Origin of the sequence: Pontibacter sp. HSC-14F20 (assembly GCF_019599265.1) — a bacterium.
Classification (GTDB): domain Bacteria; phylum Bacteroidota; class Bacteroidia; order Cytophagales; family Hymenobacteraceae; genus Pontibacter.
On the sequence record NZ_JAHZTC010000008.1, the window covers coordinates 71,836 to 91,340 of the forward strand.

The following is a 19,505-nucleotide window of genomic DNA, read 5'->3' on the forward strand; positions in this document are numbered from 1 at the left end:
TTTCAGTAGAGAAAAATGAAGATTAAAAATATAAAGTTTGTTGCAGCTATTCTCGGAGTCACATTGAGTTTAACTGCATGCGAGAAGGATTTCCTCGAAGCCGTGCCTTCTAATAGCGTGCCTGCTGAAGAGGTAAACACGACCAAAGAAGGTATGGAGGCTGCCCTAACAGGTATCATTCGTTTGATGCGCCAGGCCCCGGTAAACCAAGGAGCCGTAAGCCACGACAGCTACGGTGTGCCAGCTATGATGCTGACCTTTGATGTGATGGGACAGGACGTAATGGCCAACACCAACTGGTATGTATACCAGTATGAGCTTGATAACAAGCTGGATACTTACCGCGGCACCCGCATTCTTTGGGGACATTCTTATAACCTGATCACTAACGCGAACAGTATCATTGCCAACGCTAAAAACCTGACAGACGCTAACGATCAGGAGAAAGCGACGTTTGAGGCCGAAGCTAAGGTGATCAGAGCATTCTCTTATTTCAACCTGGCACGTGTGTATCAGCACACTTACCTCAAAGATAAGAATGCACCGGCCGTACCGCTGATGCTTGAACCTACTACGCCAACAACGCAAGGTAAAGAAAGAGCAACGCTTGAGCAGGTATACAGCCAGATTCTGGCTGACCTGATTGATGCTGAGCAAGCCCTGACTAGTGGAAGACCAAGCAAAAGCCGTATTAACAAGAATGTGGCGCAAGGTCTTCTAGCCAGGGTATACCTAGAAATGGGGCAGTGGGAAAAAGCAGCTGAGTTTGCACGTAAAGCTCGTACTGGCTATCCGCTAATGACTTCTACTGAGTACCAAGCTGGTTTCAACAACTATGGTAACGCTGAATGGATTTGGGGGCTTCCTCAGTCTGCTGACCAGAACAGCGCTTATGCATCGTTCTACTCTTTCATTGATGGCCGTTATACGGTACTGGATGATGGAAGTCGCGAATATGTCCGCAGAGGCTATAACAATTTCCGTGCGAATGATAAATTCGTAGAACTGTTTGATGAGAATGATGTTCGGCGTGAATTCCAGGAAGATGAAGAAGCCTTTACGCTCAACAGTAAAGGCGAGAAGATCTGGAGCTACGACCGCTTTACAATCACCAAGTTTAAGGATTTGGCTAACTTGGGCGGCCACATTCCGCTGATGCGTTCTGCAGAGATGCTTTTGATTGAAGCAGAGGCTCAGGCTAGGCTGAACAATCCGGTAGAAGCGCAGTTGCTTTTGCTTGAGTTGCGTCAGCAGCGTTACGAGGCTGGTACTGTTGTGCTGCCAACGCTGGCTATCGGCGATGCTTTGCTGGAAGAAATCTATGTAGAGAGAAGAAAAGAGCTGTACGGCGAAGGCTTTGGCTTGTTCGATATCAAGCGTCTGCAGAAGCCTCTGCTACGTGAAGGTAACCACACCGCTGTGCTAGGTGTAACTCCTGCCAACTCAGATCTGTTTATCCACCAGCTTCCGCAAGGAGAGATGGACGCAAATCCAAATGCTGAGCAGAATCCATAATTCTAGCTCTAAATAAAAGAAAAGGCTGCCTCCAACGAGGCAGCCTTTTCTTTTATTTAGAACCTTATACCTTCGCTTAAAAGGTATAGCTCAGATTAGCTCCTTGCGAAGCAGTGCCATTAAACGTTGGGATGATGGTTGGATTTAGCGAGAAACCGTTGTTATCAGACTTTTTATGTAGTTGTGGCACCACAATACCAACAGCCGCACCTACTGCGTAGCCCAGCAGGTTGTCACTCAGGAAGTGCTTGCCAGCTCGCAGACGCAGGTAACCTACCGTAGCAGGTACAGCAGCCGCTCCAAGCCAGACATACTTACGGGCAGGCGAATCTGGATTGAAATCATGAAACACTTTGGCAAAGAAGAAAGAAGCCGCCGCCGACGCTGCAGTGTGTCCAGCGTAAAATGAGTTGCGTGCATTGGCACGCGTTTTTTCCTCCATCTCCACATCCGGGCTGTATACCATTGGTCTGATACGCGGATTATAAGCGTTCGACATCGTAAACAGGGCGCCTGTTATGGCCATGGTTTGCACGTACATGCCGAACACCTGTCCTGCATTACTGCGCACATCGTCGTCAAAAGCCAGTAAAAAAGGAAGCGCGAAGGAGCCATAGAACGGGAAGTCACTGACTTTTTTGGCCTGATCGGAGTCCCAGCCAGCAGAGAAGCGATCAAAACTGTTTACCTGGTTTTTGTTCAGGTTGGCGATCTGCTCTTCCGTCAGTCCGTCTTTGTCCTGCATGCGGGTAAGGCCGTAATAACTGAGGCCCATACCTGCCGCTGTTATAGGAGCATCTACAACAAATTTGGTTCTGTAAGGGGAGTCATTTTGAGCCTGGCTGACCTGTGCTGTCATGACCAGGCACCATATCATTAGAATATATTTCTTCATCGTTTAATCTTAAATGTGCAATTTTAATGATTGAAACGGGCCTATATATAAAAGGTTTTGTATTGCTTTTGTTTTGTTGATTCCACTTGTAGGTATGTTTTAACTTGTGAAAGGCCTTGCAAGAGATCAACTAGTTTTTATTAGTTAGATACAATTTTCAATGTTGAAGGCCCGCTTAAGTAAATAGAATCTGAATGCAGGTATACCTTGTTTAAATGATCGTTTTTATTGTGGTGGAATTGCCGTAGCTTTGCAATCGCTGTCCTTTTCGGCAGCTGGTTTATACTTTGTACCTAAACCCATCATTGAGATGCCATATTTGTTCACCTCCGAGTCTGTTTCAGAAGGACACCCGGATAAAGTAGCGGATCAGATTTCTGATGCCCTCTTAGATGCATTTTTAAAGCAGGACCCACAGTCTAAAGTGGCTTGCGAAACACTGGTTACAACAGGGCTTGTTGTGCTCAGCGGCGAAGTGAAGACAGAAGCATATGTAGACGTGCAGAAGATCGCCCGCGATGTAATTAAGCGTATTGGCTATACCAAATCAGAATATATGTTCGACGCCGACGCCTGTGGTGTGATATCGGCTATACACGAACAGTCTCCGGACATTAACCAAGGCGTGGAGCGGACTAATCCTGAAGACCAGGGAGCTGGCGACCAAGGTATGATGTTTGGCTATGCCACAAACGAAACCGACAACTACATGCCGTTGGCGCTGAGCATTTCGCATTTGCTGCTGGAGGAGCTCTCTGCTATCCGCAAGGAAGGTAAGGAGATGACTTACTTGCGTCCGGATGCCAAATCGCAGGTGACCATCCGCTACAGCGACAACCACGTGCCGGAGAAGATCGACACGATTGTAATTTCAACCCAGCATGACGAGTTTGTGCTTCCCGAAACTGACAGTAACGAAGCTAAACTGGCAGCCGAAAAGCAGATGGTGGCCCAGATCAAAGCCGATGTGGACAGCATTCTGATGCCACGTGTGCTGAAGAAACTTTCGGAGCGCATCCAGAAACTTTTCGATAATGAAATTACCTACCACATCAACCCAACCGGCAAGTTCGTAATCGGTGGCCCGCACGGCGATACCGGCCTGACTGGTCGTAAGATCATCGTAGACACTTACGGTGGTAAAGGTGCGCATGGTGGTGGTGCCTTCTCAGGCAAAGACTCTTCTAAAGTAGACCGCTCTGCCGCGTACGCAGCACGTCACATCGCTAAAAACCTGGTAGCTGCCGGAGTAGCCGATCAGGCGCTGGTGCAGGTAGCATATGCCATTGGTGTGGCCAAGCCGGTTGGCCTATATGTAACGACGTATGGCTCTACCAAAGTGAAAGATGCTAGCGGTAACGTGATGAGTGATGGTGAAATTGCCGAAAAGGTAAACAAGCTGTTCGATATGCGTCCGTACGCGATCGTGCATCGCTTTGGACTGCAGAACCCGATCTTCTCTGAAACAGCGGCTTATGGCCACATGGGTAGAACCCCGGGCAAGAAGACCGTAGAAGTCTCTGTAAACGGTCAGAAGGAAGTAAGAGAGTTCGAGACTTTTACCTGGGAGAAGCTCGACTACGTAGATAAGATTAAGGCAGAGTTCGGCTTGTAGTCGGCTAAACCTTGAGCCACAAAATAGGCCTGCTGATTTCTCAGCAGGCCTATTTTTTTATACCTGTGTCAGGTATAGCGAGTGTCAAACGGGCTTAGTTATGAGCCAGTTGTTTTTGTTTGAATTTTTTGAGCTGACGGCGCATGGCCTCTACTGCCGCGTCCGCTGCGGCTTCAAAAGATGGTGCGTCTTCTTTGGAGAAAAGAGTGGAGCCGGGTACGTAAAGTTTGATCTCTACCGTTTTGTTGGCCGTGCCGTCGTTGTTATTATGTTTAAGAAACACCTCGCCCTCTACAACACGGTCGTAGAATGTTTCCAGTTTATCTACTTTCTGCTGGATGAAATCGGTCAGCTGTCTGTCAGCCTCGAAGTGGATGGAATGCATCTGTAGCTTCATAATCGTAACATTTTATGGTTAAACTTTATGCTTTTGGATGTGCTTTCTCGAAAATCGATTTAAGCTTTTCTATTGAATTGTGCGTGTATACTTGTGTTGCAGCCAGGCTGGCATGCCCGAGCAAGTCTTTGATGGCATTGAGATCAGCGCCTTTATTGAGAAGGTGAGTAGCGAAGGAGTGTCGCAGCACATGCGGGCTGTTATGTTCAGAAGTGGTAACCAAGCTGATGTACTTTTTAGCGACACGATAAACGAACTTCGGATAGAGAGGCCGTTCTTTATTAGTAACGAGCAGCCTTTCCGAATTGTTATTGCCAAATTCGCTTTTCTTGTGCGCCGAATATTGCTTAATGGAAGCTACAAGCGTATCGTTTAGCGGGATGATGCGGACCTTATTTCCCTTGCCGAGAACCCGCACCGTTTTGGCGTGCAGGTCCACGTCCTCAGGCGCAATACCTATGAGTTCGGCCAGTCGCATGCCAGTGCCATACAGAAACTCTAGTATCAGGCGGTCGCGCTGGCCTTCAAAGTTATCCTCGAAGGTAAAGCTGTCCAGGAAATGGTTGAAAGGCTCTTCCGGCACAAAAGCAGGCAGCTTCTTCGACACTTTAGGTGCCTTGATGCGCAGCATGGGGTTGGCCGTAATACGCTGCTGGCTCAGCAGGAATTTATAGTAGGAACGGAGGCAGGCGATTTTGCGGTTAACAGAACGGGCCTCCAGATTTTTGTGCACAAGTGTCAGGATCCACGACCGGATGATGGTATGGTCTGCCTCAGCGGGATCGGTGATCTGGTAAGTGTCTAGCAGGTACTGCGTGAACTGCCCCAGATCGGTGTGGTAAGATGTAAGGGTGTGCGGGCTGTACCGCTTCTCGTACTCGAGATACTTAAAAAATAATTCCATACCTTGGTATAAACGACAGATGGGTCTGCCATTTATACCAAGGTATGGAAAAATAAAATATCTTTAAAGAAAGACTAGTAGTTTTCGTTAGCGAAAAGCTGTTGCTTATATCTCGCTCTTTCTTTTTGCTTTCTCTTAGAAACAGATGGCTTCTCGAAGAACGTTCTTGATCTCAGCTCTTTCAGAACACCAGTTCTTTCAAATTTCTTCTTGAATCTCTTCAGGGCACGGTCTACAGACTCGTTATCTTTTACGTTTACAATAATCATGTTTTTCCTCGCTTCTTCTGATATTTAGGGATGCAAATTTAGTTAATGTTTTACTTAAAAATCAATAGTTTGGCGAAAATAATTCCGCAAGTCAGTGAAAAGAGTTGCGTATAGATGGGTTTTGCACCTACAGGCAACTCTTTTTGATGATCTTTATTTTAAAATCGCTCTGGATATAACCAGTTTTTGGATCTCGCTTGTTCCTTCGCCGATGGTGCAAAGCTTGGCGTCGCGGTAATATTTCTCGGCCGGGTAGTCTTTAGTGAAACCGTAGCCGCCGAAAATCTGCACGCCCTCGTTCGCCACTCGCACCGATACCTCAGAGGCATATAGTTTTGCCATAGCTGATTCTTTGTTCACGTTCAGGCCGCGGTTTTTCATGTCGGCTGCCTGGTAGGTGAGGAGCGATGCTGCTTCGATTTCTGTAGCCATATCGGCCAGCTTAAAGGCGATGCCCTGGAAGCTGGAGATGGACTTGTTGAACTGATGACGCTCCTGAGAGTAAGCCAGTGCCGCCTCGAAAGCCCCTTGTGCTATACCTAGCGAAAGCGCTGCAATCGAAATACGTCCGCCGTCCAGCACTTTCATAGCCTGAATGAAGCCTTCGCCCACATTGCCCAAAATCTGGTCTTTGTGCACGCGGCAGTCTTCGAAGATCAGCTCGGTGGTTTCAGAAGCGCGCATACCTAGTTTGTCTTCTTTGCGGCCAGCGCTAAAGCCCGGAGTACCTTTCTCAATAATGAAAGCCGTCATGCCATGGGAGTCGCCCACATCACCGGTGCGCACGATCACAACAGCCACATTGCCTGTTTTACCGTGCGTGATGAAGTTTTTAGCGCCATTGATTACCCAGTAATCACCGTCCTGTACGGCCACAGTGCGCATGTTGCCGGCATCAGAACCTGTATTAGGCTCTGTCAGGCCCCAGGCACCGATCCATTCAGCGGTGGCTAGTCTTGGAAGGTATTGCTTTTTCTGCGCCTCGTTGCCGAACTGCAGGATATGCCCTGTGCAAAGCGAGTTGTGTGCCGCCATAGACAGGCCAATTGAACCGTCGATCTTAGAAAGCTCAGCGATCGCCGTTACATATTCTAGGTAGCCAAAGCCAGAGCCACCATACTCAGTCGGTACCAGCACACCCATCAGGCCCAGTTCGCCCAACTTCCTGAACACCTCCACCGGAAATTCCTGGCTTTCGTCCCACTCCATCATTTTTGGTTTGATGTGCTTGGCTCCGAAGTCACGGATCATGTCGGCAATCATGCGCTGGTTTTCTGTATAGTTAAATTCCATTTAAGTTTTTTGTTTTTAAGTCGCGTGTATTAAACTGAAAACTGAATAAAGGGTTTACAAAACTAACCAAATTAGCCTGATTGGCAAATTCGGGGTTTTAGTTTGATTTAGTTAATGCCTTAATGCTGACTATGAACTTACTTTATGACGACTTCGGGTACCGGTAATCAGAGGCTTTTCCGCCTCACTTTATATTAAACCCAAACCGGCTCCGTTTATTTTGATAGCGTATAATATTTGCGTTATTTTGATGTTGCGTTGCCGTGTTTGGCAACGTTTGTGTTTTGTGCCGTGTACATACGGTAGAGATAGGCCAATGATAAAATTTTTCCAGAATCTGTTTGGCAAGGAAGAAGTGCAGGTTGAATCGCTGGGTATACTTGGCGTAGACATGCACTCGCACATTCTGCCAGGTATAGACGACGGCGCTGCCACCCTGGAGCAGTCGCTGGAACTGGTGCGCGGTATGCAGGAGATGGGTTACCGTAAGCTGATCATGACGCCGCACATCATGAGCGATTTCTACCGCAATACACCCGAGATTATACGCACGCAGCTAAAAGTGCTGCAGGATGTCGTAACCGCCGAAGGTATAGAGATGGAACTGGCCTGTGCCGCCGAGCATTACCTGGACGAGGCCCTGCTGCAAAAACTGGAAGACAACGAGGAACTGCTCACGTTCGGCGATAATTACCTGCTTTTCGAAACCTCTTTCCTAAACGAGCCATTGAACCTGCGGGAGGCCATTTTTCGGATGCAGTCGCTGGGTTACAAGCCGGTGCTGGCGCACCCGGAGCGCTATACCTATTTCTATGGCAAGTTCGACGACTTGGTAAAGTTGCGGGAGCAGGGCGTGCTGTTACAACCAAACCTTAACTCGCTCACTGGCTATTATTCGCCAGGCGCCAAAATGGTCATCGAAAAACTTATTGACGCCGGCTTGGTTGATTTTCTAGGCTCTGATGCGCATAGCCTGAAGCACATTGCGAATCTGCAGAAAGTGCTTTGTTCCAAGTACCTGGTGAAGGCCCTGCAGCTTCCGCTACTCAACAGTAAACTCTAATCCCCATTTCCCCACTACCTATGGCCACGGTTTTTGTGACAGGCGGCAGCGGCCTGATTGGCAGCTATCTTATACCGGCACTCGTCGCGCAGGGCCACCGTGTGCGTGCGCTATACCGGGGCAAGGTGCCCGCTGTTGCACAGGCTGACCTGGTTGACTGGGTAGAAGGTGATATTTTGGACATAGCCTTACTGAGAAAAGCCTTGCAGGGCGTAGCGTACGTGTTTCATAGTGCCGGTCTGGTGTCCTATGCGCCGCAGGATGCCGAGTTGCTGCAGCAAGTAAATGTGGAAGGCACTGCCAATATCGTAGATGCCTGTCTGGAAGCAGACGAGGAAATCAAGCTTTGCCATGTCAGCTCGATAGCAGCTATTGGCCGCAGCAAAGAAGCAGCTTCACTGAACGAAACCAGCAAATGGGATGCTGGGGAGAAGCAATCAGCCTATGCCGAATCGAAGCACTACGGTGAACTGGAGGTATGGCGAGGTATAGCCGAAGGGCTGCAGGCCGTGATCGTGAACCCCTCCGTGGTGCTGGGGCCGGCTGACTGGAACCGCAGCAGCACCCGTCTGTTCAAGTATGTGTACCAGCAGCGACCATTCTATACGCCGGGCAGTGCCAATTTTGTGGATGTACGCGACGTGGTGGAGGCCATGCTGCGTTTGACGTTTTCAAATGTTTCCGGCGAAAGATTTATCCTGAATGCCGGGCAGCTTACTTATAAAGAGTTCTTCGGGGAGGCCGCCCGGTGCTTTGGCAAAAAGGTGCCCTCTTTCAGAGTTTCGCCGGCGCTGGCCGAGGTGGTATGGCGACTGGAGCATGCCCGCGCCTGGCTTACGGGTGGGCGGCCGCTCATCACAAAAGACACTGCCCGCGTGACCACAATAAGCCACATGTTTGACAATCAGAAAGTTCGCAAAACAACAGGTATGGAGTTCAGGCCACTGACCGAATCTATTGCCTGGACTTGCCAGGGTTTGCTGCAAATAGCACAGAATCAGAGAGGTCCGGAACTGACCCGCGCAAACTAAACTATTTGCAGTTTATAAATGTAGTTAAAAGACAAGAGCTGCCTTTTGCAGTTTGTGGGATATAGGAGATGAAAGAGAATTTTGACGAGCACAGCGAGGATTCCGAACTGATCATCCGGTTCGAGCAGATGCTGGGAACAAACGAGACCGTTTTTTTTGACCTGACAGATTTTGAATATATCATAGACCACTATACCGCTAACTTTGATTATAAGAAGGCGCTATTGGCCTGTGAATCCGCTATAGCACAGTATCCTTTCTCGACCGGGCTTCAAATAGACAAGGCGCAGCTGCTGGCCATGTCCGGCAACTTCGAGGACGCCATGGTGCTCATCGACCAGGTAGCCGAAGTGGAGCCGCAGAACCCCGATGTGCTTCTGACCCGGGGCATTATCTTTACGCAACGTGGCGAGTACCGCGACGCCGTAGACCATTTTAAAAAAGCGCTTGCCTTTGCTGAGGACCGCGACGATATTTATTTCAACATCGGCCTGACATACCAGAGCTGGGGTAAGTTCAGCTCGGCCATTAAGTACTATAAGAAGTGCATTGAACTGAATGTAGAGAACGAGGCTGCTATGCAGGAGATTATTTACTGCATGGAGATAACTGGTTCTATGCGCGAGGAGCTTCCATTCTTTCAGGCCTTCATCGACAAAGATCCTTACTCGTATGTAGCCTGGTTTAACCTGGGCAACGTGTACAATAAACTGGGTTCGTACGACAAGGCCATCGCCGCTTACGACTACTCCACCATCATCAAGCCCGATTTTATCACGGCTTACAACAACATGGCCAATGCTTATGTGTTTATCGGGGAGTATACCAAAGCCATCGAAGCCTTTAACGGGATGCTGGAGCACGGTTCGCCTTCGGCGGAAGTGTTTTGCAATATAGGTGAGTGCTACGAGAAAATGCAGCAGTGGGACCTTTCGCGCCGCTATTACCAAAAAGCTATTGACCTGGATCCGGAGATGGACGAGGCCTGGTTTGGCATCGGCGTGGTGCTGGATGCGCAAGGCAAGTGGTATGAGTCAGTACACTTCTTTAAAAAAGCTGTTACCCTCTATGATGACAGCGTGGACTACTGGGTGGCTTTGGCATCAGCTGAGTACCATGTGGGGCATGTGGTGTCGGCGCTGGAAAGCTATGCACGTGCCGCTGAAATCCAGCCGGAAGACAAAGACATATACCTTAATTGGTCAATTATACTGTACGAGCAGGGCAATTTTGAGGAAGCAACTGAAATAATTCTGAATGCGATAGAGTTGCAACCTGACGAAGCAGAGCTGTATTACAGGGCTTGTGCCTACATGCTTTCGGCAGGAAAATACCGCGAAGCATACAATTATCTGGAAAATGCATTAATTTTGGACTTCGAAAAACATAAGTTGTTGTTCGAGTTCTTCCCTGAGCTTGAGTCACAGCGCGCATTATCCCGATTAATTGACCAATATCGCAAATAATGAACAGTAATTATATTCTGAACGGCCTGCCAGAGCGCGAGGCGAAGCCACGTGAGCGTGGTTTTACCATGGCTATGGACAAAGGCCTGAGCATTCGTGAAGTAGAAGACTTTCTGGACGTAGCCGGCGAGTATGTAGACATTGTAAAACTGGGCTGGGCTACTTCGTATGTGGTGCCTAACCTGCAGAGGAAGCTGGACGCCTACCGCGCCGCTGGTATACCTGTTTACTTCGGAGGCACTTTATTCGAGGCATTTATCGCCCGCAACCAGTTCGAAGACTACCGCCGTGTGCTGGACAAGTATAAGATGACATTTGCGGAGGTATCGGATGGTTCTATCGAAATGAACCACGAGAAAAAGTGTGGCTACATCCAGACGCTTTCAGAGCAAGTGACGGTGCTTTCAGAAGTTGGTTCTAAGGACGCCGAGAAGATCATACCGCCTTACATGTGGATCAGGCTGATGCAGGCTGAGCTGGATGCAGGTGCCTGGAAAGTGATCGGGGAGGCTCGTGAAGGAGGTAACGTAGGTCTGTTCCGTTCCACCGGTGAGGTGCGCAGCGGACTGGTAGAAGAGATCCTGACCAAAATTCCGTTTGAGAAAATCCTTTGGGAAGCGCCTCAGAAAGCACAGCAGGTATGGTTTATCAAACTGTTGGGTGCCAACGTGAACCTGGGTAACATTGCGCCAAGCGAAGTGATTCCGCTCGAGACCATCCGACTGGGATTGCGCGGTGATACCTTCACGCATTTCATCAACAACGGACAGCCGATCATAGACGCTTAATACAAAAAGATTCAAAAAAATTGCCCATTGGTAAACCCGACGGGCAATTTTTTTGTGTTTAGCCAAATCCAGATTATTAAAAGCATGAAACGACGATCTTTAAAAGAACACCTGCTCCTCTATTTGAAAGGTATGAGTATGGGTGCTGCTGACGTGGTGCCTGGCGTTTCCGGAGGTACTATTGCCTTTATATCGGGCATTTACGAAGAACTGCTGGATTCCATCCGTTCTGTTAACGGTGAGGCGCTGCAACTGCTATCACGTTTCGATATCAAAGGTTTCTGGAAGCACATCAACGGGAATTTTCTGCTGGTGCTGCTGGCGGGTATTTTCACTTCCATCTTGACGTTGTCTAATCTGGTGGTATACCTGCTGGCGACCTACCCGATTATGGTCTGGGGTTTCTTTTTTGGTTTGATCGTCGCGTCTGTTTTGGTGGTAGCTAAAAAGATAACGCACTGGCGGCCTGCCACTGTCCTGTTCGGGCTTATTGGGGCGGCCATGGCGTATTATATTACGGTGGCCGTGCCAATGCAAACACCTGAGGCACACTGGTTCGTTTTTATAGCGGGTGCCATCGCGATTTGTGCTATGATCCTGCCGGGGATTTCGGGGAGTTTCCTGCTGCTGCTCATGGCCAAATACGAGTTCATCATGAATGCACTCAAGGAATTTAAGCTTGACATCATTCTAGTGTTCGGTGTAGGTTGCGTAACTGGTCTGCTAACTTTTTCGCATGTACTTAACTGGATGCTGAAGAAGTACCACAACGTGACAGTGGCGCTCCTGACTGGCTTTATGCTTGGCTCACTGAACAAGGTATGGCCCTGGAAAAACACGCTCGAAACATATACAGACCGCCACGGCGAAGTGAAGCCGCTGCTACAGGAAAACGTATTGCCGGGGCAGTTTTCTCAAATGACAGGAGAGAGCTCATACCTGCTCTACACAGTATTGCTGGCCATTTTCGGTTTCCTGCTGGTATACCTGCTCGACCGTATGGCAGAACAACCTGCTGGCAAGGTATAGGTTACTACAATATAAACGGATGCACAGATTCGGACTCATTGGCAAAAAGCTGGGGCACTCCTTCTCAAAGCGCTACTTCTCAGAGAAGTTTGCACGGGAAGGTATAGCCGACGCTGCTTACGAGCTCTATGAGTTAGCTGCTATTGCTGATTTCCCTGCGCTGCTGGCCAGTGAACCTGAGTTAGTTGGCCTGAATGTGACGGTTCCTTACAAAGAAGCCATTATCCCATACCTGCACAGGCTCGACAAAAGTGCTGCCCGTATCGGCGCCGTGAATACCATCAAAATTGAGGACGGCAGAACGACAGGCTACAACACCGACTTTATAGGATTCAGGGACACGTTGCAGCAATTTTACCCAGCGGATGAAGCTGCCAAAGCCCTGGTGCTCGGGACAGGCGGCGCGGCAAAAGCCGTGTGGGCTGCCCTGGACGAGTTGGCTATACCCCATACCTGCGTCTCCCGGAATCCTGCCCAAAATCAGCTGACTTACGAGGCCATAACACCAGAGGTACTGCAGGCTTATACTTTGATTATCAATACGACACCGTTAGGGATGGCTCCTGCTACAGATACCGCTCCGGCTATACCTTACGAGGCCCTGAGTCCACGTCATTACCTCTACGACCTAGTCTACAATCCCCAAGAAACTCTGTTCCTGCAAAAAGGCCGCCTGGCTGGTGCACAGACCATAAACGGATTGCCGATGCTCTACGCACAGGCCGATGCCGCCTGGAAAATCTGGTCGAACGAAAATCCCGGATAAAATATTGCGTTTATTTTATGTTATTTTGAAACTTTGTGGTAGGGCTGCTGCGTAAGGAGAATTAAATCACCCCTTACCCTTACACCCATGATGCAGTTGACCTATCTACGCCAGAAAGCGCATGAGATAAATGCGGAGATTTACGCCCTATACCTGTCTGCCCGTCACCCGGACGTAAGATGGTATGTGCCGTTCCTGCTGGCTGTGGTCATCGGTTATGCTATTTCCCCCATCGATCTGATTCCTGACCTGGTGCCGGTCTTCGGTTTCCTGGATGATGTGGTATTGGTGGTGCTGGGTATACACACGGCCTATCAGCTGGTATCGAAAAGCATACTGGGGCAGGCCCGTCTGCAGGCTTACGAAGTGCTGAGCCAGGAAGGCGAGGAAACCACTGCCGCTTACCAGATCATCGGCTATACCTGGGTTTTGATCGCTGCACTTTTCGCTATCATGCTCTACAAACTTTTGTTCCTAACAGTACTCTAAAACTTCTCTCACCTTAAAACAAACCCGGCGAAGGCCTTTCCATTTCGGAGAGGCCTTCGCTGTTTATACTCAGATTTTGTATTGTTAGCATATTTAATCTCAATATATTTACTGTGCAAATGTTGTCGGTGTGCTTTTATACCAGCCGATTAAGGTGAAAATATATTTTTTTATCCTTGCAACCATTGCCTCGCTATGGGAATCATAGGAGTGAAGCTAAAAGAAGAGGTGTTTGAAGCTTTTTACAAAACCTAAGTCAGACGAGGAGAAACTCATAGAGGGGTGCATAGCCGGCAAGCGGGATATGCAGCGACTGCTCTATGACCTTTACTCGCGCAAGATGATGGCGGTTTGTATGCGCTATGCCCCCACTAGCTTTGAGGCAGAGGATATGATGCAGGAAGGGTTTGTGAAAGTGTTTGCTAACATGGAGAAATTCAAGCGGGACTGTCCGCTGGAGTTTTGGGTGCGCCGCATTATGATCAACACCGCCCTGAAACAGCTGCGGCAGAAGTCGCTCATGACCGTTTCACATGAAACGGAGGAGGTCAGCAACATCGCGTCAGCAGATGTTAACCTGACGGGCTACTCTATGGACGAGTTGCTCAGCATGATCCAAAGCCTCGCTCCACGTTACCGCATGGTGTTCAACCTGTACGCCATCGAGGGTTACAATCACAAAGAAATAGGGGAGATGCTCGGCATTTCCGAAGGTACATCAAAGTCACAGTATTCACGTGCGCGGGCCATACTCCAAGGTATGCTCGAGCGCCAGGATAAAACATATCAAGAGCATGTCATCAGCCAATAACCCAAAGCGAAACAGTCTGGAAGACGAATTCCAGCGCCGCCTGTTCGATGCTGAGGCCAGGCCTGCCCCGGACCTATGGGCCCGCATCGACCACGACCTGACCGTGCAGGAAAACCAGGATTACAAGAAACGCGTGCTGTTTTACCGACAACTGGCCGCAGCCTGCTTCGTGCTGTTCGCCCTGACCGGCACCCTGCTGGCCTATTACTACAACAGCAGCCTGAACCAATCCGGGACTCAGCCAGGTATAGCCGCCACGCCGGCAACCAACTCAACAAATGCTGCCATAACTGTAGAGGAGGCCATGAAAGCCTATGCCGCACAGCAGGAAGAAACTGCGATAGCGTATACCCCGGAAACCGTAGAATCAGAAGCCACCCAGAAAGTGGTAAGCACAACAGGTATGCAACAGACCAAAAACCAGGTTGTTGCTGAGACTTCCGAAACTAATGACGGCCCACAGGTAGGTGATTATTTCAACGTGGCACCGGGCTACAGTCCATACCTGGGCTATACACCGATGCCGTCTCGTAGCCGAGGCTACGTGTCGGGTGGTTTCCCAGGCAATAACGCTGGCGCTGTACAAGGCAATCCTTTTGCTTCCGGTAACCGCTATACCCAGATCATTACCTGGGAAAGCGTAACCATCACCTTCGGGAACAACACACAAGCTCCAGGCCAGCAATACCCTTTGCGTAGCCAATCGTTGGCAGCCAGGCCGCAGTCGTTTGCTGACATGAGCGAAGCGCACCAGGCCGGTCGCCAGCAGGCGCAGCAGGCAGCGGAGGCGTCGCAGGTAAAACTTGCTGATCAGCAACCGAAAGCCGTGGAGGCAGCAACCAATGCAAGCAGCCGCTGGAGCCTGAACCTGGCTTACGTGCCGTCTGTATTCGATCAGAACATTGGTTTGCCAGACCCGCTCGCGATGCCACGCTCCGGAGGAAACATGTTCGGTATTGCGGCATCAGGACCAAGTGTCAACGCGTCAAAAGAGTCTTACCAGAACATATCAGCTGCGCGTGAGGAGTTTAAGGAAAGTACGCAGCCGGCCCTTTCTTTTGCTGTGGAGGCCAAGGCTGGTTTCAGGTTAAAAGAGAAATTGAAGCTATTGACAGGTATAGGGTATAGCGAGAGCAGATCCCGCTCCAAATCAAACTATGTCGTGCGCCAGTTCTGGGTGAAACCACGCTCCAACGAGCGTTACGAACTCAACCCATCCACCTTCTTCGTTTCCTCTTTAAACGACGGCTTCTCATCTGACTCTGTGAGTGTGGCCCGTACAGGCGATGCGTTTGCTACCGAGTACAAGTACCGCCACTTGACCGTGCCGGTAGGCTTGCAGTACGAACATGACATCAACAAAGACTGGTTTGTATATGCTGCCGCGGGTGTAGCCGCCAACTTCCTGCTGGAGTCCAGCGTGACGGCTTCTAACCAGCAGGTACAGTCAGTGAGTTACACGGCCGATGACAACGACTCGCCTTTCCGCAACGTGCAGTTCTCCGGCAATGGCTCTGTGGGCGTTGGTAAGCGCATTTCGCCAAACCTGACACTGGCACTTGGGCCGGAGGTGCGTCACTACTTCAGCACGCTGATAGCAGACCCGGACCAGGCCGCCGCTCCGCAGGGCAAACCCTATGCAATTGGTATGAACATGAGCCTAAATTACCAGCTGAGCAGCTCCCGAAAATAATTTCTTATTTTTTTTAAAAGCCTTGCAACCCTTTGGTGCTTATCGGACTCATATTAGTGTAAAGTGATTGGTTGATTTTAAATAAAAGCGCTATGCAAATGATGCTGTTCATGAGATCCGTTCTGCAGACGCTGGTGGCCTTGGTGGCGGCCGGCCGCGAAAATATATCTGGGTGGTATGTATTGCTGGCGCTCTTATTTCTTTCTGTGCTGCTCTCGGGCTGTGCAATGCAAGACAATTCCTTTTTAGGCGGCTTCTAAACCAGCCCCTTTCCACGCTATGAAAAAAATGTTGGGGCTTGCGGCCATGGCCATCGTCCTGTTGGGGCTGGCAACAGGCTGCTCAAAATCAGATGAAAACATGCAACCGGTTGTAATTGAAAGCGGGCTGCGTGAGTCCGTGCAGGGCAAGTGGCGTATTGAGCGCGTCAACAACAAACTTTGCCGCAGTGGTAGCTGTACCTCTGTGATGTACACGGGCACCGAGACCGACTACTTTGAGTTTAAAGCTGATAGCGCTTACCTGCAGCGGGCAAGCCAGCAGCACGACAGGAGCGTGTACCGCGACAGCTTTAAGGCCGACTACTCGCAGCCAAATGCGTTTGTGCTAAGCAATTTCGGATGGTCAGCCCGGTTCAGGCTAATGCATCGGGATGCACGCAGGCTGGTGCTGGAAGGGACCTATTATGGATCAGACCCAAGTGCCATTTTTACAGACACATATTACTTGTATAAATAAAGGGGCTCCTAACACAAGGCAAAGTTTCTGGCAAATGAAGAAGACTACTACCTTAAAAAGTCCGGAAACCGATGCCCGTGTTAGGTAGCCCTGCTCACCAAAGCCGTTAGTACAACACAAAACTATGAAGAGTGTCCTGTCCATTATTGTGCTATACTTGCTGTTGGCGCTGTTGCTTGTGAGCTGCGCCGACCAGGAAGAGGCGGTTCCGGCCTGCCTGCAGGTGGAAGTGGTGGGACCTGACTGCGAAGCCGGCTGGTATGTGCTCCAGATAATGGATGCCGACGGCACAGGCGAACAGCGCAGTAACCAGTATATTGGACAATTGCAGAGCGGCTTTGTCACCACCGACAATCTGCCTGAAGACTTAAGGCATTCCGGTAAAGTAGCTTACCTATCGCTTGAGCGCAACACCAAGTATGGGCCACGTTGCACTGCCAACTACATGATATTCCCGCCGGTGCGGGTAAAGCAGGTATGTTCAGATGAATAGAACAGTTTTTACAAAGTGCCTAATTTTTATTAATTGTTAGGAATAGTTAAACATGCAAAAGCCTGCTCACTAGAGCAGGCTTTTTGTTTCCGGGATATTCGTGTTGTGCGTTCTATTATAATGACAAAAGCTAAACTTACAGCCCATTTTTCATGTTATAGTATATCTTTACAAGTTGTAAAACCAACGAATGGATTTTAAGCTAACATCAGAATTTCAACCGACCGGCGACCAGCCGAAAGCGATCGCCCAACTCACCGAGGGCGTTAACAAGGGAGAGCCTGTGCAGGTGTTGCTAGGAGCCACTGGTACAGGTAAGACCTTTACTATGGCAAATGTGATCAAAAATACGGGTAAACCAACGCTCGTGCTTTGCCACAACAAGACCCTGGCCGCGCAGCTCTACGGCGAATTCAAGCAATTTTTCCCTGATAATGCGGTCGAGTATTTTATCTCCTACTACGACTACTACCAGCCGGAAGCATACATCGCTTCTTCGGATGTGTTCATCGAGAAGGATCTGCAAATCAATGAGGAAATCGAAAAACTGCGTCTGCATACTACTTCCGCTTTGCTCTCCGGGCGCCGCGATGTGATCGTGGTGGCGTCGGTATCGTGTATTTACGGTATCGGTAACCCCGAGGAGTTTGGCAAGAACGTAATCTACCTGGCGCCGGGGCAAAGGTATAGCCGCAACAACCTGCTCTATACCTTTGTACAGATTCTCTATAGCCGCACTGAGGCCGAGTTCACACGTGGAACATTCCGCGTGAAGGGTGATACGGTGGATATCTTCCCGGCCTATGCTGACTTCGCCTACAGACTGTACTTCTTTGGTGATGAGTTGGAGCAAATTCACCGCATCGATCCGGAGTCAGGTAAAAAAATAGCCGACGAAAAAGCCGTGACGCTATACCCTGCCAACCTCTTCGTGACGGGCAAGGACACGCTGCAGCAAGCCATCCATGAGATACAGTTCGACATGGTAGCCCAGCACGACTACTTCCTGAAAGAGGATAGGCCGGTGGAGGCTAAGCGCATTAAGGAGCGGACTGAGTTTGACCTGGAGATGATCCGGGAACTGGGCTACTGCTCAGGTATAGAAAACTACTCCCGCTACTTCGACCGCCGTGCCCCGGGTGCGCGTCCGTTCTGTCTGCTCGATTATTTTCCGGATGATTTCCTGATGGTGATCGACGAGAGCCACGTGACGGTGCCGCAAGTGCGCGCCATGTGGGGTGGCGACCGCTCCCGCAAAGTGGCGCTGGTAGAGTATGGTTTCCGTTTGCCGGCCGCCATGGACAACCGCCCGCTCACTTTTAATGAGTTTGAAAGCCTGATGCACCAGGTGGTTTTCGTAAGTGCCACGCCAGGCGATTATGAGATTCAGAAATCAGAAGGCGTGATCGTGGAGCAGATTATTCGTCCGACCGGTCTGCTGGATCCGGAGATCGAGATCAGGCCAAGCGCTAACCAGGTAGATGATTTGCTGGACGAGGTAGACGAGCGTATCAAGCGCAAAGAGCGTGTACTGGTAACAACCCTGACCAAGCGTATGTCCGAGGAACTGACCAAATATATGGACCGCCTCAACATCAAAGTGAAATACCTGCACTCGGAGGTGAAAACGCTGGACCGCGTGGAAATTCTGCGTGAACTGCGTTTGGGTGAGATCGACGTACTGGTGGGTGTGAACCTCCTCCGCGAGGGACTTGACTTGCCGGAAGTGAGTCTGGTAGCCATCCTTGATGCCGATAAAGAAGGTTTCCTGCGTGACCAGCGTTCCCTGATACAGACCATGGGGCGTGCCGCCCGTAACGAACGGGGACGTGTAATTATGTACGCTGACCGTATCACGGGCTCTATGCAACGGGCAATTGACGAAACCACCCGCCGCCGCGCGACGCAGATGGCCTATAACGAAGAGCATGGCATTACACCACGCACGATCCTCAAGACCAAGGACGAGATATTTGAGCAGACATCGGTAGCGGATTCTAAGAAGAAGGATGTGAAGATATACGCTGGTCCGGAAGATGTATCGATTGCGGCAGAACCGGTGATCCAGATGATGAAGCGAGACGAACTTGAGAAGCTGATCAAGAAAACCGAGAAGCAGATGGAAGCCGCCGCCAAAGACCTCGACTTCCTGCAAGCCGCCAAGTATCGCGATGAACTGGCTGAACTGCGCCAGTTGCTTAAATCGAAGCGGGACTGATAAGTTAGAAAGTTTAGGAATTAGAAAGTTTA

At 49.8% G+C, this 19,505-nt stretch carries 20 protein-coding genes; 15 read left to right on the top strand and 5 right to left on the bottom strand.

Going from position 1 to position 19,505, the window contains the following annotated elements:
• The first annotated feature begins 63 nt into the window (after positions 1-63).
• Positions 64-1,515, top strand: a complete 1,452-nt coding sequence (locus K3G39_RS09615) for a RagB/SusD family nutrient uptake outer membrane protein (RefSeq protein WP_220625976.1) — start codon at positions 64-66, stop codon at positions 1,513-1,515.
• Between the two features lie 76 nt (positions 1,516-1,591).
• Here K3G39_RS09615 and K3G39_RS09620 read toward each other — a convergent pair whose 3' ends face one another.
• Complete coding sequence (locus K3G39_RS09620) at positions 1,592-2,410, bottom strand: phosphatase PAP2 family protein (protein WP_220625977.1); 819 nt, start codon at positions 2,408-2,410, stop codon at positions 1,592-1,594.
• 310 nt (positions 2,411-2,720) lie between these two features.
• Between K3G39_RS09620 and metK the strand changes: the two genes are divergently transcribed.
• A complete protein-coding gene (metK, locus tag K3G39_RS09625; protein ID WP_220625978.1) occupies positions 2,721-4,025 on the top strand; it encodes a methionine adenosyltransferase in 1,305 nt (434 codons plus the stop codon).
• A gap of 94 nt (positions 4,026-4,119) precedes the next feature.
• Here the strand turns inward: metK and hpf are convergent, their stop codons facing one another.
• The 4 genes from hpf to K3G39_RS09645 all read right to left on the bottom strand — a co-directional run bounded on the left by hpf (position 4,120) and on the right by K3G39_RS09645 (position 6,888).
• A complete protein-coding gene (hpf, locus tag K3G39_RS09630) occupies positions 4,120-4,422 on the bottom strand; it encodes a ribosome hibernation-promoting factor, HPF/YfiA family (protein WP_220625979.1) in 303 nt (100 codons plus the stop codon).
• A gap of 25 nt (positions 4,423-4,447) precedes the next feature.
• Positions 4,448-5,326 (bottom strand): tyrosine-type recombinase/integrase, encoded by an 879-nt coding sequence (locus K3G39_RS09635; RefSeq protein ID WP_220625980.1) that lies wholly within the window; start codon positions 5,324-5,326, stop codon positions 4,448-4,450.
• Between the two features lie 74 nt (positions 5,327-5,400).
• Positions 5,401-5,595 (bottom strand): 30S ribosomal protein S21, encoded by a 195-nt coding sequence (rpsU, locus tag K3G39_RS09640; protein WP_220625981.1) that lies wholly within the window; start codon positions 5,593-5,595, stop codon positions 5,401-5,403.
• A 153-nt stretch (positions 5,596-5,748) separates the two neighbouring features.
• Complete coding sequence (locus K3G39_RS09645) at positions 5,749-6,888, bottom strand: acyl-CoA dehydrogenase family protein (protein ID WP_220625982.1); 1,140 nt, start codon at positions 6,886-6,888, stop codon at positions 5,749-5,751.
• 316 nt (positions 6,889-7,204) lie between these two features.
• On the opposite strand from K3G39_RS09645, the gene K3G39_RS09650 reads away from it, so the two are divergent.
• The 13 genes from K3G39_RS09650 (at position 7,205) to uvrB (ending at position 19,473) form a co-directional block, all read left to right on the top strand.
• The gene (locus K3G39_RS09650; protein WP_220625983.1) at positions 7,205-7,951 is read left to right on the top strand and encodes a tyrosine-protein phosphatase; all 747 of its coding nucleotides are present in this window, start codon (positions 7,205-7,207) and stop codon (positions 7,949-7,951) included.
• A gap of 20 nt (positions 7,952-7,971) precedes the next feature.
• Complete coding sequence (locus K3G39_RS09655; RefSeq protein ID WP_220625984.1) at positions 7,972-8,982, top strand: NAD-dependent epimerase/dehydratase family protein; 1,011 nt, start codon at positions 7,972-7,974, stop codon at positions 8,980-8,982.
• A 68-nt stretch (positions 8,983-9,050) separates the two neighbouring features.
• Entirely contained in the window at positions 9,051-10,448 is a 1,398-nt protein-coding gene (locus tag K3G39_RS09660; protein WP_220625985.1) for a lipopolysaccharide assembly protein LapB, read from the top strand.
• Positions 10,448-11,236 carry a phosphosulfolactate synthase gene (locus K3G39_RS09665; RefSeq protein WP_220625986.1) on the top strand — a complete coding sequence of 263 codons (789 nt, stop codon included), beginning with the start codon at positions 10,448-10,450 and terminating at the stop codon, positions 11,234-11,236. Before K3G39_RS09660 ends, K3G39_RS09665 begins: the two co-directional genes overlap by 1 nt.
• An 84-nt stretch (positions 11,237-11,320) precedes the next feature.
• Positions 11,321-12,265: a DUF368 domain-containing protein gene (locus K3G39_RS09670; RefSeq protein ID WP_255594222.1), complete on the top strand. Its 945-nt coding sequence runs from the start codon at positions 11,321-11,323 to the stop codon at positions 12,263-12,265.
• Positions 12,266-12,284: 19 nt separating this feature from the next.
• The gene (locus K3G39_RS09675) at positions 12,285-13,031 is read left to right on the top strand and encodes a shikimate dehydrogenase (RefSeq protein WP_220625987.1); all 747 of its coding nucleotides are present in this window, start codon (positions 12,285-12,287) and stop codon (positions 13,029-13,031) included.
• Positions 13,032-13,118: 87 nt separating this feature from the next.
• Positions 13,119-13,520, top strand: coding sequence for a YkvA family protein (locus K3G39_RS09680; RefSeq protein WP_220625988.1), 402 nt, complete (start codon positions 13,119-13,121; stop codon positions 13,518-13,520).
• Between the two features lie 232 nt (positions 13,521-13,752).
• Complete coding sequence (locus K3G39_RS09685) at positions 13,753-14,331, top strand: RNA polymerase sigma factor (protein WP_220625989.1); 579 nt, start codon at positions 13,753-13,755, stop codon at positions 14,329-14,331.
• Positions 14,315-16,024, top strand: coding sequence for an outer membrane beta-barrel protein (locus K3G39_RS09690; RefSeq protein ID WP_220625990.1), 1,710 nt, complete (start codon positions 14,315-14,317; stop codon positions 16,022-16,024). The genes K3G39_RS09685 and K3G39_RS09690 overlap by 17 nt, the downstream gene beginning before the upstream one ends.
• 92 nt (positions 16,025-16,116) lie before the next feature.
• Positions 16,117-16,284: a hypothetical protein gene (locus K3G39_RS09695; RefSeq protein WP_220625991.1), complete on the top strand. Its 168-nt coding sequence runs from the start codon at positions 16,117-16,119 to the stop codon at positions 16,282-16,284.
• Positions 16,285-16,303: 19 nt separating this feature from the next.
• Positions 16,304-16,762: a hypothetical protein gene (locus K3G39_RS09700; protein WP_220625992.1), complete on the top strand. Its 459-nt coding sequence runs from the start codon at positions 16,304-16,306 to the stop codon at positions 16,760-16,762.
• A 124-nt stretch (positions 16,763-16,886) separates the two neighbouring features.
• Positions 16,887-17,255 (top strand): hypothetical protein, encoded by a 369-nt coding sequence (locus tag K3G39_RS09705; RefSeq protein ID WP_220625993.1) that lies wholly within the window; start codon positions 16,887-16,889, stop codon positions 17,253-17,255.
• Between the two features lie 190 nt (positions 17,256-17,445).
• Positions 17,446-19,473: an excinuclease ABC subunit UvrB gene (uvrB, locus tag K3G39_RS09710; protein ID WP_220625994.1), complete on the top strand. Its 2,028-nt coding sequence runs from the start codon at positions 17,446-17,448 to the stop codon at positions 19,471-19,473.
• Positions 19,474-19,505: the final 32 nt, after the last annotated feature.

Bases quoted from the DNA above. Each gene is read 5' to 3' on its own strand.
- K3G39_RS09705 (WP_220625993.1), top strand. From the start codon at position 16,887: ATGAAGAGTGTCCTGTCCATTATTGTGCTATACTTGCTGTTGGCGCTG.
- K3G39_RS09660 (WP_220625985.1), top strand. From the start codon at position 9,051: ATGAAAGAGAATTTTGACGAGCACAGCGAGGATTCCGAACTGATCATC.
- K3G39_RS09650 (WP_220625983.1), top strand. From the start codon at position 7,205: ATGATAAAATTTTTCCAGAATCTGTTTGGCAAGGAAGAAGTGCAGGTT.
- uvrB (WP_220625994.1), top strand. From the start codon at position 17,446: ATGGATTTTAAGCTAACATCAGAATTTCAACCGACCGGCGACCAGCCG.
- K3G39_RS09690 (WP_220625990.1), top strand. From the start codon at position 14,315: ATGTCATCAGCCAATAACCCAAAGCGAAACAGTCTGGAAGACGAATTC.
- metK (WP_220625978.1), top strand. From the start codon at position 2,721: ATGCCATATTTGTTCACCTCCGAGTCTGTTTCAGAAGGACACCCGGAT.
- K3G39_RS09645 (WP_220625982.1), bottom strand. From the start codon at position 6,888: ATGGAATTTAACTATACAGAAAACCAGCGCATGATTGCCGACATGATC.
- K3G39_RS09620 (WP_220625977.1), bottom strand. From the start codon at position 2,410: ATGAAGAAATATATTCTAATGATATGGTGCCTGGTCATGACAGCACAG.
- K3G39_RS09635 (WP_220625980.1), bottom strand. From the start codon at position 5,326: ATGGAATTATTTTTTAAGTATCTCGAGTACGAGAAGCGGTACAGCCCG.
- K3G39_RS09680 (WP_220625988.1), top strand. From the start codon at position 13,119: ATGATGCAGTTGACCTATCTACGCCAGAAAGCGCATGAGATAAATGCG.
- K3G39_RS09700 (WP_220625992.1), top strand. From the start codon at position 16,304: ATGAAAAAAATGTTGGGGCTTGCGGCCATGGCCATCGTCCTGTTGGGG.
- K3G39_RS09670 (WP_255594222.1), top strand. From the start codon at position 11,321: ATGAAACGACGATCTTTAAAAGAACACCTGCTCCTCTATTTGAAAGGT.
- K3G39_RS09655 (WP_220625984.1), top strand. From the start codon at position 7,972: ATGGCCACGGTTTTTGTGACAGGCGGCAGCGGCCTGATTGGCAGCTAT.
- K3G39_RS09695 (WP_220625991.1), top strand. From the start codon at position 16,117: ATGCAAATGATGCTGTTCATGAGATCCGTTCTGCAGACGCTGGTGGCC.
- rpsU (WP_220625981.1), bottom strand. From the start codon at position 5,595: ATGATTATTGTAAACGTAAAAGATAACGAGTCTGTAGACCGTGCCCTG.
- K3G39_RS09665 (WP_220625986.1), top strand. From the start codon at position 10,448: ATGAACAGTAATTATATTCTGAACGGCCTGCCAGAGCGCGAGGCGAAG.
- K3G39_RS09675 (WP_220625987.1), top strand. From the start codon at position 12,285: ATGCACAGATTCGGACTCATTGGCAAAAAGCTGGGGCACTCCTTCTCA.
- hpf (WP_220625979.1), bottom strand. From the start codon at position 4,422: ATGAAGCTACAGATGCATTCCATCCACTTCGAGGCTGACAGACAGCTG.